This window comes from Pseudomonas protegens, assembly GCF_013407925.2.
Lineage (GTDB): Bacteria > Pseudomonadota > Gammaproteobacteria > Pseudomonadales > Pseudomonadaceae > Aquipseudomonas > Aquipseudomonas fluorescens_AP.
In genome coordinates, this window is the sequence record NZ_CP060201.1 from 247,378 (window position 1) to 259,903 (window position 12,526).

General features: G+C 58.4%; 19 protein-coding genes. 18 read left to right on the top strand and 1 reads right to left on the bottom strand.

Annotated elements, in window-relative coordinates:
* Positions 1–343: 343 nt before the first annotated feature.
* Complete coding sequence (locus GGI48_RS01020) at positions 344–556, bottom strand: DNA-binding protein (protein WP_179596376.1); 213 nt, start codon at positions 554–556, stop codon at positions 344–346.
* Between GGI48_RS01020 and GGI48_RS01025 the strand changes: the two genes are divergently transcribed.
* From GGI48_RS01025 to GGI48_RS01110, 18 genes are all read left to right on the top strand, one after another.
* A complete protein-coding gene (locus GGI48_RS01025) occupies positions 545–1,060 on the top strand; it encodes a helix-turn-helix domain-containing protein (RefSeq protein ID WP_179596378.1) in 516 nt (171 codons plus the stop codon). The two genes, GGI48_RS01020 and GGI48_RS01025, sit on opposite strands and share 12 nt — an antisense overlap.
* 2 nt (positions 1,061–1,062) lie before the next feature.
* Positions 1,063–1,653, top strand: a complete 591-nt coding sequence (locus GGI48_RS01030; protein WP_179596380.1) for a hypothetical protein — start codon at positions 1,063–1,065, stop codon at positions 1,651–1,653.
* 14 nt (positions 1,654–1,667) lie between these two features.
* Positions 1,668–2,078 (top strand): hypothetical protein, encoded by a 411-nt coding sequence (locus GGI48_RS01035; protein WP_179596382.1) that lies wholly within the window; start codon positions 1,668–1,670, stop codon positions 2,076–2,078.
* Between the two features lie 165 nt (positions 2,079–2,243).
* Entirely contained in the window at positions 2,244–2,711 is a 468-nt protein-coding gene (locus GGI48_RS01040; RefSeq protein ID WP_179596384.1) for a structural protein, read from the top strand.
* Complete coding sequence (locus tag GGI48_RS01045) at positions 2,708–2,953, top strand: hypothetical protein (RefSeq protein ID WP_179596386.1); 246 nt, start codon at positions 2,708–2,710, stop codon at positions 2,951–2,953. The genes GGI48_RS01040 and GGI48_RS01045 overlap by 4 nt, the downstream gene beginning before the upstream one ends.
* A 176-nt stretch (positions 2,954–3,129) precedes the next feature.
* Entirely contained in the window at positions 3,130–3,720 is a 591-nt protein-coding gene (locus tag GGI48_RS01050) for a lysis protein (protein WP_179596388.1), read from the top strand.
* A 6-nt stretch (positions 3,721–3,726) separates the two neighbouring features.
* Entirely contained in the window at positions 3,727–3,945 is a 219-nt protein-coding gene (locus GGI48_RS01055; RefSeq protein WP_179596389.1) for a TraR/DksA C4-type zinc finger protein, read from the top strand.
* Positions 3,942–4,247 carry a DUF2730 family protein gene (locus GGI48_RS01060; RefSeq protein WP_179596391.1) on the top strand — a complete coding sequence of 102 codons (306 nt, stop codon included), beginning with the start codon at positions 3,942–3,944 and terminating at the stop codon, positions 4,245–4,247. The genes GGI48_RS01055 and GGI48_RS01060 overlap by 4 nt, the downstream gene beginning before the upstream one ends.
* Entirely contained in the window at positions 4,244–4,537 is a 294-nt protein-coding gene (locus tag GGI48_RS01065) for an ArsR family transcriptional regulator (protein WP_179596393.1), read from the top strand. Before GGI48_RS01060 ends, GGI48_RS01065 begins: the two co-directional genes overlap by 4 nt.
* A gap of 2 nt (positions 4,538–4,539) precedes the next feature.
* Entirely contained in the window at positions 4,540–5,088 is a 549-nt protein-coding gene (locus GGI48_RS01070; RefSeq protein ID WP_179596395.1) for a phage protein Gp27 family protein, read from the top strand.
* A gap of 32 nt (positions 5,089–5,120) precedes the next feature.
* The gene (locus GGI48_RS01075; RefSeq protein ID WP_260620595.1) at positions 5,121–6,704 is read left to right on the top strand and encodes a hypothetical protein; all 1,584 of its coding nucleotides are present in this window, start codon (positions 5,121–5,123) and stop codon (positions 6,702–6,704) included.
* A complete protein-coding gene (locus GGI48_RS01080; RefSeq protein ID WP_179596399.1) occupies positions 6,701–8,194 on the top strand; it encodes a DUF935 family protein in 1,494 nt (497 codons plus the stop codon). Before GGI48_RS01075 ends, GGI48_RS01080 begins: the two co-directional genes overlap by 4 nt.
* On the top strand, positions 8,194–9,036 hold the full coding sequence (locus GGI48_RS01085) for a phage minor head protein (protein ID WP_179596401.1): 843 nt from the start codon (positions 8,194–8,196) through the stop codon (positions 9,034–9,036). The genes GGI48_RS01080 and GGI48_RS01085 overlap by 1 nt, the downstream gene beginning before the upstream one ends.
* Position 9,037: 1 nt before the next feature.
* Positions 9,038–9,514 carry a phage virion morphogenesis protein gene (locus GGI48_RS01090; RefSeq protein ID WP_179596403.1) on the top strand — a complete coding sequence of 159 codons (477 nt, stop codon included), beginning with the start codon at positions 9,038–9,040 and terminating at the stop codon, positions 9,512–9,514.
* 234 nt (positions 9,515–9,748) lie between these two features.
* Complete coding sequence (locus tag GGI48_RS01095; protein WP_179596404.1) at positions 9,749–10,855, top strand: peptidase; 1,107 nt, start codon at positions 9,749–9,751, stop codon at positions 10,853–10,855.
* A 12-nt stretch (positions 10,856–10,867) separates the two neighbouring features.
* Positions 10,868–11,791: a hypothetical protein gene (locus GGI48_RS01100; protein WP_179596407.1), complete on the top strand. Its 924-nt coding sequence runs from the start codon at positions 10,868–10,870 to the stop codon at positions 11,789–11,791.
* A gap of 7 nt (positions 11,792–11,798) precedes the next feature.
* Positions 11,799–12,194, top strand: coding sequence for a hypothetical protein (locus GGI48_RS01105; RefSeq protein ID WP_179596409.1), 396 nt, complete (start codon positions 11,799–11,801; stop codon positions 12,192–12,194).
* Positions 12,191–12,523 (top strand): capsid cement protein, encoded by a 333-nt coding sequence (locus tag GGI48_RS01110; protein ID WP_179596411.1) that lies wholly within the window; start codon positions 12,191–12,193, stop codon positions 12,521–12,523. The genes GGI48_RS01105 and GGI48_RS01110 overlap by 4 nt, the downstream gene beginning before the upstream one ends.
* The last annotated feature ends 3 nt before the right edge of the window (positions 12,524–12,526 follow it).

Consider the following 12,526-nt stretch of genomic DNA (forward strand, 5'->3'; position numbering starts at 1 on the left):
CAGCTATGCAAAGTGATTGCGTTGGATGCAATGTTTTGGGGTACATTCCCCGACATGGACATGAGCAATGACTGACCGCATTGAGAAGCTTGAGGCACAGGTGAATGCATTGGCGCAGGGCTGGTTACGCCTTGCTGCAGCTCTTGAAGTTCAAGGACTGCTTTCACCGAATGACATAGACCATTCCCTGCAGTCGGTCCGATGGCCGGGGCAGTCAATAGACGCTGAGGCAACCAAGACGCTGGCATGGCTGTGTGATCAGTTGAGCGAAGCGCGAAATGCGCGCCGAGCTGCTGGGCCTCAAGCGTCAGCCTGCCGGTACGGCGGTGCGGTGCAATAGCCATTACGCTGCCATCGCAGCAGTCGGCTTGAGACCAAGCTTCACCGCAATATCATGGGCCTTGCCGTAATTGGCTTTGGCCTGGCCATTGAGGACGCGGTACACCTCGTTGCGGGTGTAGCCGTTTTCGGTAGCCCACTGAGTAATGGTTTTGCCGACACGACGGAAGTTTTCTTTCACCTGGTCGGCGGTTAGGGCTTTGGCATGGGTGGCCATGGTGGTGGCTCCTGTGATGCAAAGATAATTGCTGTTTGTTTGAATGATTTTGTGATCTATACATCACATAGTCAAGGGATATTTGTGATCAATACATCACCATTTGTGCGTCTCAAAGAAGAGCGCAAACGCCTTAAGCTGACCCAGGCGGCCGCAGGTGCTGTAGCGGGCGTTACAAGAGAAACGTGGAGTCGATATGAATCGGGCGCTCTATCCCCAGGAATGGAGGCGTTAGAAGCTTTTGCTTTGGCGGGTGCAGATGTTCAGTTCGTTTTGACCGGGGTTCGCGGTTCAACCCCTCCCTCAACTAGGGAGAGACTTTTCCTCGATCAATTCCGGCGAAGCCCTGAAGATCGGCAAGATGAGGCTCTTCGTGTTCTGCTGGGCGCGCAGTCTTCTGCTGCAGCACAACACACATTCCAAAGTGTCGGCCAGTACATCCATGGATCAGTCGATCAGTCCGGACTGACGCTCAACGTTGGTGGTAGCAAAGGGAAGAAGTAACCATGAGCCAGGACTTTCATGGCGGTGTAGGCCAGGTGGCCGAAGGCGACATCAACAACTACGGGATCAGTATCAACCTGACTGACAAAGCTGAGGCCCGAGGCTTGGTTTCTGCTCAGAGGAAGGAGCTGCATGAGCTGCGCGCAAAGTGTGAAGAGCTAGGTGATGACCCTCGTGATGTCTGGCGCACGGTCCATGCGCAGTTAGCAGTGACATCTATCTCTGAAATCACTGCAGAGCAATTTGTCGAAGCTCGCGATGTGATGCAAACAAGGTTGGAGCGCTTGCAGGAAGACGCTGATAAGCGTCGTTTGGTTGGTAAAGTCCTGCGTGCAGTAGCTGAAAAAGATGCTAAGACCGAGATGAACACTTTCTGCGAGTTAAATTTTGGTCGTACTCAACTGAATAAACTTCAAAAGCCTCAACTCCAAAAAACACTTGAGTTCGTACTGGACTTTAAACCGAATATGCAAAGTGCGCCTTTAGTCCCTGAACTCGGCTCACTGACGTTCCGGGATTTTGTGATGTTGCATAGACAGAATGCTGCATGCTTGTTTTGCTTGGGCCTGCTTGTCGGCGGAATTTTGTTCTAGTTAAGGAGTAGAAAATGAAATCAAGAATTTTGGGACTGTTAGGTTTTTCACTGTTGGTTTTGTCGGGTTGTGGGGAAAAGGCAACAATCTCCGAGTTCAAGGTTGTATCTGATAGCGCGCTGGTTGGTAAAGCGTTGCCAGCGATTCGCCAAGCATGTCCCGGTCTGGATAAGTACTCTCAGGCACTAAAGAACATCCGCGTTCAAGATAATTTCCGCACCTCGATTCTCTTTGATGTCGCTGAATCAGCATCTATTCCCGATGCTTACAAGGTTGGTGGGCATACCTGTTATGTGGAGATCGACTCTACGGGAAAAAGCATATTTATCGAGAAACTAGGCTGTAAGTCCCTTTGCTTGGATCAACTGAATACCCCGGACGGCCAGCTTAAAATTGACCTCGCCCAGGGTGCGACTGATAGCTGATGGTGATCTAAAAATTATGGTTGAGATGACTTATTAAGTAGGCACCAACTGCCCTAGCGTTCTCTTTAAACTCGATTAAAAGCCTTCCTGTCCCACGCCGCCGATCATGGCGGCGTGTGTATTTCTGGCGTCCGAAAAGTACGGCGCCATTACAGGAGGCGTCCGATGCGACCCGAAACCCCTCGCGGCATCCGCAACTTCAACCCCGGCAACATTCGCCATGTCAAAGGCACCCGCTGGCAAGGCATGTCGGCGAATCAGAACGACACCGCATTCGTCCAGTTCACCGGCCCTCAATGGGGCATCCGTGCCATTGCCCGCACCCTGATCACCTACCAGGACAAGCACGGCCTGCGCACCATCCGCCAAATCATTGGCCGTTGGGCCCCCCCCAACGAGAACAACACCGAGAGTTACATCCGTCAGGTCGCCACCCGTCTCGGTGTGTCGCCTGACGCCCGGATCGACGTGTACGACTACCGCACCATGCGGAGCCTGGTCGAAGCAATCATTCGCCATGAAAACGGCTCGGGTCCGCTTTCGCAGGGCAACTGGTACGGCGAGTCTCTGGTCAGCGAGGGCCTGCACCTGGCCGGAATCGTTCCCGACGCCTATCACGGGGAACAGGCATGAAGCTGATCGACAACTGCCATTGCTGCTGGAAGCTCCATAGCGTCCAGCTGGCTATCGTCATCGCGTTGCTGGGCCTCCTGCAGGTGACCGTCCTGCCCATGTGGGAAGCCCAGCTTTCCCCCTCGACCTACGCAATGGTCAACAGCGTGTTGGCCGTTCTGTTGTTCATCGCTCGCCTCGTCAGGCAAGGGCCAAACCAACCTGATCAGGGGGCCAGCCATGAGACTGAACCTCTTCAGTAGAGCTTTCGCGGCACTGCTAGCGGGCCTGGCGGGCATGTGTCGCTGGCCTTCTCCAGGCAGCGATGCCGGGACCTGGAGCCGATCCAGTGCCATGCCCCCTTATCGTCACGGCAAGACCGGTATCGCAGCAGCCAAACGCCGTGCGCGGCAGTCCCGCAATCGTATGAGGCACCGCCATGGTCGCGCTTGATCGATTGCCAACAGGAGTGCTGGTTGCCGTGCTGGCGTGCGTGATCAGCGCAGCGGCTGCCGGTTCAATCGCCTACCGGTACGCCGAGGCACAGGGCAAAACCAATCTGTCGAACCTTGCGGCTCAGCAGGCTGAACAGGCGTTAGCGGCTGAGCGGGCAAACCGATTGCAGCTGCTGCAGCAGGTCACTCGTGCCAACGAAGCCGAGGCCTTGCTGCTCACCACATTTGATCGACACGCAGAAGAGAAACGCCAGCTCCAGGAGCGAATCCCCCATGTCACAACGAACTACATTCCGGCGCCTGGCGCTGTTGCTAAGTCTATTCCTCGTTGCGTGTTCACTGCTGGTTGGCTGCGCGACTTCAACACCGCCCTCGGTGTGCCCGCCCCAGGACCGGGCACCGCTGTCACCACTGCTGAAAAAGCGGCCTGGCCCACCCCCGGCACTGACACCGAGTTACTGGAAAGCGGCGTCACTCCCGCAGACATTCTTGCCCATGCCCAGGACTACGGCGTGTGGGCCAGAGCCAACCTTGCCCAGCTCAATGCCTTGCTTGATCTCCAGGAAAAGGACTGACGCCCTATGGATTTAGCTGAACCCGCTACAGATGACGACATCAGCGATTCGGAGCTGCGAGTTCGCAACAGTAGTTTGCGACGTAGCTCCGGTCGTTCAGCTTACCGCTGCGATGAATGCGGCGATGCAATTCCTGAAGATCAACGCCAGGAAAACCCTGGTATCGAACATTGCTTTGACTGCATAGACGCCTTGGAACATATGGACACGGGGGGTTTTGAATGAACCTAGAACAACTCAATTTCAGCTTCACCGCCGTGCAATGGGTTGTTGTCACGGTGCTCGGAATTTACACCTGGTTCACCAACCGCCAGGCCGCGAGTGCCCAGGAGCTGCTGGAGTTACGTACTCGCATTGTCGCTCTAGAAGAACATGTCCGGCATCTGCCAGATCAACAGGCCGTCACCGATCTGCTGGGCGATATGAAAGCGGTACGAGCCGAGCTGTCGGGGGTCAAGGACGCGCTTGGCCCTTTAGCCCGTTCGCTGGACCGGATCAATGATTACTTGCTGCGAGAGAAGACATGACCCAATACGCCGAATTCCTACGCCAGGACTATCGCCTGGTGATTCTGCGCCTGCTGGTCGAGATGACTGGCTATCGTGCCAACAGTTCTGTGCTGACCATGGCCCTGGACAGCTATGGACACACCCTCAGCCGTGACCAGGTGAAAACCGAACTGCATTGGTTGGCTGAGCAAGGGGCTCTGACCATCGCAGATGTGGGCCCTGTGATCGTGGCAACTCTCACCGAGCGCGGCCAGGACATCGCTGCAGGGCGTGCGCGGGTGCCAGGCATCAAGCGGCCGGGGGCATAACCATGGCGGGCAAGTCGTCTATCAATCGTCTGCCGCCAATAGTCAAGGCGTACATCCAGAAGCTGCTGCGTGAAGACCGCATGACGCTGGATGACATGCTGGCCGATATCCAGTCGCGCTTTCCCAACGAAAAAGCCCCCAGCCGCAGCGCGCTGGGGCGCTTCAAGCAAGGCTTTGATCTGCTGACCGAAAAAGCCCGCCAGCACCGAGAGCAGGCGGAAGCTTTTGTGGGTGCGTTCGGTGAAGACGCATCTGACAAGACCGGCGCCTTGCTGGTCGAGGCCATATCGACGTTGGCTTACCAGGCCGCCATGGGCGCTCATGAGAAGGATGATGTCACCACCAAGGAAGTGGCCGAGTTGGCGCGGGCAGCCAAGAACACCATGCAGGCCCGGACCTTGAGCATCAAGGAACGCCAAGCAATCGAGAAAGCTGCGCGTGATCGGCTGCTCCAGGAGCAGGACGCCGAGCTGGCCAAGACCGTGCAGACCGGGGGGATCAGCGAAGAGCAGGCCCTGTTCTGGCGTCAGAAATTCCTGGGTGTCAAATGAGCGCCCCAGCGGTCAAGCCGTCATCGAGTACCTTGCGCGTTGTCGAATGGGACGATTTGCCGCCGAGCGTCAAACAGATCCCCAGCGACTACAACCCGATTGCCGAAGGCATCCTCATGGCTCACCAGGGCGAATGGCTGAGCATTCAGGCCCAAATCAAACTCTGTGAAAAAGGCCGTCGGACCGGCATCACATTCGCCGAGGCCCTGGACTCGGTGATCACCGCAGCGTCACGCAAGGCCGCTGGCGGCATGGACGTGTTCTATGTCGGCGATACAAAGGAAAAAGGCCTGGAGTTCATCGGTTACTGTGCAAAGTTCAGCCGAGTGATGGCCGAGGCCCAGGCCTCGGGTGTCAGCGAAATTGAAGAGTTCTTGTTTGAGGACCAGGACGAGTCGGGTAACACCCGCCAGATCAACGCCTACCGTATTCGTTACGCATCAGGCTTCAAGATCGTTGCCCTGTCCAGCAACCCGGCCAACCTGCGCGGCCTGCAAGGCAAGGTGATCATCGACGAGGCAGCCTTTCACCGTGACGTGTCCGCCGTGCTCGATGCTGCCACGGCTCTGCTGATCTGGGGTGGTCGGATAGTCATCATCAGCAGTCATAACGGCAAGAGCAACCCGTTCAATCAAATGGTCAGTGACATCCGTGAAGGCCGCTATGGCGATACGGCAGAGGTCTACAAGGCGACCTTTGACGATGCCGTTGCCAATGGTCTGTATGAGCGCAAGTGCATGATGACCGGGGAAGTCCCTACGGCTGAGGGCAAGGAGTCCTGGTACAAGCAGATCCGCAATGCCTATGGCCCACGTAAGGCACAGATGCATGAAGAGCTGGATGCGATCCCTCGCGATGGCAACGGCGTGTGTATTCCTGGTGTGTGGATCGAGGACGCCATGCGTGCGGGTCGCACGGTGTTGCGCCTGGCGCTGGATGATGATTTTACGCTGCAGACCCTTGCCCGCCGTGAAGCGTATGTCGAGGACTGGATCGAGCGCTATCTCGCACCCCTGGTGCAGGCACTGACGCCTGAGCTACGGCACTACCTGGGTATGGACTATGCCCGTCACCGTGACTTCTCGATCATTTGCCCGATGTCCGTAGACCAGGCACGGCATCGCGACGTGCCGTTTGTGGTGGAGATGCACAAAGTGCCGTACCGCCAACAGAAGCAGATCCTGTTCTACATCCTGCGCCTACTGCCACGCTTTGCCAGCGCGGCGCTGGATGCTACCGGCAGTGGTGAAACCCTTGCCGAAGAAGCTGCCGATGAGTTCGGCCATGACCGCATCCTGCAGGTGAAACTCAGTCGCGCCTGGTACGGCGCCTGGATGCCGAAGTTCATTCAGCTCTTTGAAGACACCACCATCACGATGCCCAAAGACGACTCTCTGCAGCAGGACGTGCGCTCGATTGAAACGGTTGAGGGCATTCCGATGATCATGAAGGCTCGCTCGCAAGACCTTAAAGATCCCGAGCTTTACCGCCACGGTGACTTCGCAGGTGCCGGTGCGCTGGCCAACTTCGCGACACTAGAGAGCGCTGCAGGGCCAGTCTCTGTTAAATCCCGCCGCCCGCGTCAGGGCACCCGCATCACCCAGGGGTACGCATGAACAAGAAAGGTGTGTGGGTGACCCCCACAGAATTCGTCAACTTCGCCGAACCGAAGCACAAAGGCCTGACCGAGCATATTGCCAGTCGGGCGCGCAGCTTCGATGCCCAGGCGCTGGGCATGTACCTGCCCAATCCCGACCCGATCCTCAAGGCTCAGGGTAAGGACATCACGGTCTATCGGGATCTGCGCAGCTCGGCCCTGGTTGGCGGTAACATCCGCCGCCGAAAGTCGTCGGTGCTTGCCCTGGAACGCGACCTGAAACGCGGCAATGCCCCAGTACGGGTTGAGCGCTTTGTACGTGATTGGCTGGCTGACCTCGATCTCGACCGGATTATTCGCGAGATGCTGGACGCGCCGCTGTTCGGGTTTCAGCCTATCGAAGTGATGTGGCGTCCACTCGGGTTGAGCGTTGTCCCCGAGGATCTGCTGGGCAAGCCAGCCGAGTGGTTCCTCTACGACCAGGAAAACAATCTGCGTTTCCGGGCTCGCGATGCTGGGCTGACCGGCGAGCTATGCGATCCGCAACGCTTTGTTGTTGCCCGCCAGGACGCGACCTACAACAACCCGTATGGCTTCGCTGACCTGTCCATGTGCTTCTGGCCGGTGATCTTCATGAAGGGCGGTCTGAAGTTCTGGGTCCAGTTCACAGAGAAGTACGGCTCGCCCTGGGTCATTGGCAAACACCCGCGAGGAGCAAGTACTGGCGAGACCGATCTGCTGCTCGACAGCCTGGAGGCGATGGTTCAGGACGCCGTTGCTGCCATCCCGAATGACTCAAGCGTCGACATCATTGAGGCCGCTGGTAAAGCTGGTAGCGCCGAGGTTTACCGCGAGCTACTGATCTACTGCCGTAGTGAGATCAACATCGGGCTGTTGGGGCAGAACCAAACTACCGAGGCAAACAGCAACCGGGCTAGCGCGACAGCAGGCCTTGAGGTGCTCAAAGACATCCGCGACGGAGACAAAGGCATTGTCGCGACGACCATGAACGCGGTCATTCGTCGAGTCGTCGATCTGAACTTCGGTGAGAACGTGGCCGCCCCGGTGTACGAGTTATGGGAACAGGAGGAGATCGACAAGACCCAGGCCGACCGCGACAAGTCGTTGACTGAAGCGGGTGTGAAATTCACACCGCAGTACTGGAAGCGCACCTACAACCTGCAGGATGGCGATCTGGACGAGACCCTGGCCCCAGCCGAGTCGCCAGAGTTTGCCGAGGCCTCCCTCAAGCCCATTCTCGACCAAGTAGCACTTGATCAAGCCATCAATAGCCTTCCCGCTGAGTTGCTCCAGGAGCAGAGCGAAAAGGCCGTTGCCTCTGTGATCGATGCGCTGTTACGCGCTCGCACTGATACCGAGGCGCTCGGCCTGCTCGCGGAAGCGTATCCGACGATGGATGACCAGGCGCTGCAAGAGAACCTCACACGACTGCTGTTCATGGCTGACATTTGGGGCCGCTTGAGTGCAAGTGCGGATCGGGAAGACTGATGGCAACCACAACGAAGAGTCCAACCCCGGCCGACCTGAAGGCCATCTTCGGCCTTGAACCAAGCAACGCTATTGCGTACTTGAAGAGTAAGGGCTACGCGGTCACCTGGGACTGGCGGGACATGCTCGACCAGGCACATGAGCAAGCCTTCACCGTCGCTAAGGCGATGCGCCTCGATCTGTTGTCGGACATTCGCGGTGCGTTGGAGACTGCGCTCCAGGACGGCCAAACCCTCAAGCAATTTATCGCCGCTTTGCAACCAACGCTCGAAGCCCAGGGCTGGTGGGGCAAACAGGTGATTGTCGACAGCGACGGCGTCGGCGAGTTGGTGCAGTTGGGCAGCCCGCGCCGTCTCAAGACCATCTATCAAACCAACCTGCAGAGCGCCTATATGGCTGGTCGCAAGGCCGAGATGGAGCAAACCACCGAGACCCATCCGTACTGGATGTACGTGGCCATCCTGGACGGCAAGACCCGGCCCAGTCACCGTGCGTTGCAAGGCCAGGTGTTCCGCCACGATGACCCGATCTGGTCCGCGATCTACCCGCCCAACGGCTTCAACTGCCGTTGCCGCGTGACGGCGTTGAGCGAGGCAGCGGCCAAGCGCCGGGGCCTGAAGGTCGAGTCGAGCGAGGGGCGTCTATTCACCGAGACTGTCGAAACAGGCATCGACAAGCGTACCGGCGAAGTCCGCACGGCGGCCGTGACCGGCATCCGTACCACCGATGCAGCGGGTAGGCCCATCACCTTCCGTACTGATCCGGGATTCAATCACGCACCAGGTACTGGCTTGGCGGATGTTCTAAAACAGAAACAAGCAGCTGCTGCTCGGGAGACTTGAGATGTTCACTGTTGAGCTGGATCACCAACGTCTGCAGACGGCCTTGCGTCGCGTTGAGTGGGCCGTAGGGGATCTGGCGCCACTGATGCGCGGCATTGCCGCCGAGCTGGCCAGCCAGACTGAGGAAAACTTCAGAGAAGAAGGTCGCCCCGACTGGGAAGACCTGTCAGACGTAACCACCGAACGCCGAGCCAAGCACGGCAACTGGCCTGGTCAGATGCTGCAGGTCAGCGCTGCAGGTTTGGCTGCGTCGGTCACTACTCGGGCGACCGATAGCTCTGCCCTGGTCGGCAGCAACAAACCCTATGCCGCCATGATGCAGTTCGGTGGGGACCAATCAGACTTCCCGCATCTCTGGGGTGACATTCCAGGCCGTCCTTTCCTGCCGATGGACGCTGAGGGCGAACTACAGCCCGAAACAGAGGAGGCAATCCTGGAACTCGCACTGAGTCACCTGGAAAAAGCCGCTCGCCTGTAAGCTCCACAGAGGTACTTGCGCACGCATACAGCTCCGGTTCATCAAACCGTGTAGGTGAAGAACGCTGTAAACGCTTTATAAAGCTCTGATGCCTTATTCCCATCCTGCTGCCGGGGTGCCAACGGCGCCCTGATCTCATCAACACCGCCGCGACACTCTTTAAACTCGATTAAAAGCCTTGGGCCATTCATTGGCCCAGTCTGTGCGCATCACGTTCAATGAAGCGCACCGACCATGAAGCCACTCCACATTTTCAAGCCGGGCAACCACATCACCATGAGTGGCGCCTGCATCTCCTTTGGCGAGTCCGATCTGGCCGCCACGGTACTCGCCTACGATCCAGCGTTGCACGAGGCCCCGCTGGTCATTGGCCATCCCAAGCACGATGCACCTGCAGCCGGTTGGGTCAAATCGCTGTCGACTGCCGCTGACGGCCTGATCGCAGTTCCACACGAGGTTGATGTGGCTTTCGCGGATCTGGTGGCGCAAAAGAAATTCAAGAAGATCTCTGCCTCCTTCTATCACCCCGACGCCGCCAACAACCCGGTTCCAGGCGTGTACTACCTGCGCCATGTCGGCTTTCTCGGCGCTCAACCGCCGTCAGTCAAAGGGCTTCGCCCCATCGAGCTGGCAGAGGACGAAGAAGGCGTCGTCGAGTTCGGCGACTTCGGCGATAGCGTTTCGGCCGGCGTCTTCCGCCGCCTGCGCGAGTGGCTCATCGACAAGTTCAGTCAGGAAGACGCTGACCGCGTTGTTCCTGGTTGGGACGTGGACAACTTGCTGGCGGAATCTCGCCGCGAAGTCGACAGCCCCGCGTTCACCGAACCCACTCCACCCAACAAACCCACCACCGAGGAACACCCCGTGAACCCAGCGGAAAAAGCCGCCCTGGAGGCGGAAAACACTCGCCTCAAAACTCAGTTGGCCGCACACCAGGAACGGGAGCAGAAGGAGCAGGCTGCCCAACGTCATACCAAGAATCTGGCTTTCGCTGAAGGCCTGGTCGGTGCAGGCAAGCTGCTGCCCAAACACACCGCCGCACTGATCGCCGCCCTGGACTTCGCCGAAGCAGGTGATGCACCGCTGGAGTTCGGTGAAGGTGATCAACGCAAGCCGGTTATCGAAGGCCTCAAGGCAATCTTCGACGACCTGCCGCAACAGATCGACTTCGCCGAACAGGCGAGCAAGGACCGCCAGGGCGATCTGCATGTACCTACCGATCTGGAGTTCGCCGAGAAGAACACCGACCCCGATCGCCTCAGCTTGCACAACCGTGCAACTGCCCTGGCGGCTGACAAGAACATTCCCTACGAGTCGGCAGTTCGCCAGCTCATCAAGTAACAAGGAGTCATCATGGCTGATCGTTTGAGCAAACTGCGGATCGTTGACCCGGTCCTCACCAACCTAGCGCGGGGCTATCGCAACGCCCAATACATCGGCGAGGGCCTGTTCCCTATCGCGCTGATGGACAAGGAAGCCGGGGTCGTTCCGTTGTTCGGTAAGGAGGCTTTCGAGGTCTACGATACCGAGCGGGCAATCCGTGCCCAGTCCAACATCATGACCCCGGATGATGTGGACGGCCTCGACGTGGTGCTGCGCGAACATGACCTCGCTTATCCCGTGGACTACCGCGAGAAGAACGAGTCCATGTTCGACGCTGAGTCGCGGGCCTCCCGTCGTGTCGTCAACGCTATCGATCTGCGCCGCGAAGTGGCCTGCGCCAAGCTGGCGCAAAGCCCGAGCACTTTCCTTGCTGGTGCCAAGGTCACCTTGGCGGGCTCCAGCCAATGGAGCAACGGCGGTGGTGACCCCATTGCAGTGGTCGAACAAGGCAAGGAAGTGATCCGCAGCCGAATCGGCATTCGCCCCAATACCATGACCATGGGCGCCTCGGTGTATCAGTCACTGAAGTTCCACCCAAAACTCCAGGAAGCCTTGGGCTCGACTGAGCGCAAGCTGATCACCGTTGAACACCTGAAAGCCCTGTTCGGTATCCAGGATGTCCTGATCGGCGAATCCCTGGCGGGCTCGGTCAACACCTCCGATATCTGGAGCGACAACATCACGTTGGCCTACGTGGCCAAACCTGCAGCTGGCGCCCAGGCCGACTACGACGAACCGAGCTTCGGCTACACCCTGCGCCGTAAAGGTATGCCCGAGATCGATACCTATGACGGTTCGGGCGGCAAAGTGCGCTTCGTTCGTAACACTGACATCTACAAGCCCGTGGTCGTGGGCGCTGATGCCGGTTACCTGATTTCCGATATCAACGGCTGAGGTTTCCATGGCTGCTAAAAAGACAGGACAAGATCAGGACAGTACTTCGGAAAAGGCTGTTGACGCGGCTCCGGGTGGTGTCAGCCAGGCCGCTGCAGTTCCCCCAGCTGCTGCAGCACTTTCGCAATCAGACGCTGCGCCAGCGAACGAACAGCCCGGCGCTCCAGCTGCAAGTGCAGTTCCCACAGCCGCGGCTGCCCCAGCACCAAGCACGACGGCGGTTGACGCAACTGCTGCACCAGGTTCTGTCCAGGAACTGCCTGGCTACATGGTGACCGACGTGTCGTCCGTGCTGCATGACGGCACCTGGTATCACCAGGGCGATGACATTTTCCTGAACGACAAGGACGCGGCGCCGCTGTTGGACCGCCGAATTATCAAACCGTCCCGGAGCGAAAAATGAAGACTCAACAACCTATTCTCATCACCTCGGTGGTCGCCCTGGTCGATCTTCCGCGCAACCGCTTTGCCAACTTCGCGGGTGGTTTGTGCGCGGCCGGTGCCAAGGCCCTGGGCACGGTTCAAGCCGATACCGAAGCCGATAACGTGGCCCCCATCAGTGCCCTGGGTATCTGCCTGGTCGTGGCCGGTGCTGCAGTGGCGGCCGGTGCCGAGGTTGAGTCGGACGCCTCTGGGCGTGCGGTGACTCTCGCTACCGGTAAGTCCAACGGCTTCGCCATGGATGCCGCGACTGCTGCAGGCGATGTCATCCGTATCGTCCGGGGAATCTGACCA

Bases quoted from the DNA above. Each gene is read 5' to 3' on its own strand.
- GGI48_RS01025 (WP_179596378.1), top strand. From the start codon at position 545: ATGGGTGGCCATGGTGGTGGCTCCTGTGATGCAAAGATAATTGCTGTT.
- GGI48_RS01020 (WP_179596376.1), bottom strand. From the start codon at position 556: ATGGCCACCCATGCCAAAGCCCTAACCGCCGACCAGGTGAAAGAAAAC.
- GGI48_RS01030 (WP_179596380.1), top strand. From the start codon at position 1,063: ATGAGCCAGGACTTTCATGGCGGTGTAGGCCAGGTGGCCGAAGGCGAC.
- GGI48_RS01035 (WP_179596382.1), top strand. From the start codon at position 1,668: ATGAAATCAAGAATTTTGGGACTGTTAGGTTTTTCACTGTTGGTTTTG.
- GGI48_RS01040 (WP_179596384.1), top strand. From the start codon at position 2,244: ATGCGACCCGAAACCCCTCGCGGCATCCGCAACTTCAACCCCGGCAAC.
- GGI48_RS01045 (WP_179596386.1), top strand. From the start codon at position 2,708: ATGAAGCTGATCGACAACTGCCATTGCTGCTGGAAGCTCCATAGCGTC.
- GGI48_RS01050 (WP_179596388.1), top strand. From the start codon at position 3,130: ATGGTCGCGCTTGATCGATTGCCAACAGGAGTGCTGGTTGCCGTGCTG.
- GGI48_RS01055 (WP_179596389.1), top strand. From the start codon at position 3,727: ATGGATTTAGCTGAACCCGCTACAGATGACGACATCAGCGATTCGGAG.
- GGI48_RS01060 (WP_179596391.1), top strand. From the start codon at position 3,942: ATGAACCTAGAACAACTCAATTTCAGCTTCACCGCCGTGCAATGGGTT.
- GGI48_RS01065 (WP_179596393.1), top strand. From the start codon at position 4,244: ATGACCCAATACGCCGAATTCCTACGCCAGGACTATCGCCTGGTGATT.
- GGI48_RS01070 (WP_179596395.1), top strand. From the start codon at position 4,540: ATGGCGGGCAAGTCGTCTATCAATCGTCTGCCGCCAATAGTCAAGGCG.
- GGI48_RS01080 (WP_179596399.1), top strand. From the start codon at position 6,701: ATGAACAAGAAAGGTGTGTGGGTGACCCCCACAGAATTCGTCAACTTC.
- GGI48_RS01085 (WP_179596401.1), top strand. From the start codon at position 8,194: ATGGCAACCACAACGAAGAGTCCAACCCCGGCCGACCTGAAGGCCATC.
- GGI48_RS01090 (WP_179596403.1), top strand. From the start codon at position 9,038: ATGTTCACTGTTGAGCTGGATCACCAACGTCTGCAGACGGCCTTGCGT.
- GGI48_RS01095 (WP_179596404.1), top strand. From the start codon at position 9,749: ATGAAGCCACTCCACATTTTCAAGCCGGGCAACCACATCACCATGAGT.
- GGI48_RS01100 (WP_179596407.1), top strand. From the start codon at position 10,868: ATGGCTGATCGTTTGAGCAAACTGCGGATCGTTGACCCGGTCCTCACC.
- GGI48_RS01105 (WP_179596409.1), top strand. From the start codon at position 11,799: ATGGCTGCTAAAAAGACAGGACAAGATCAGGACAGTACTTCGGAAAAG.
- GGI48_RS01110 (WP_179596411.1), top strand. From the start codon at position 12,191: ATGAAGACTCAACAACCTATTCTCATCACCTCGGTGGTCGCCCTGGTC.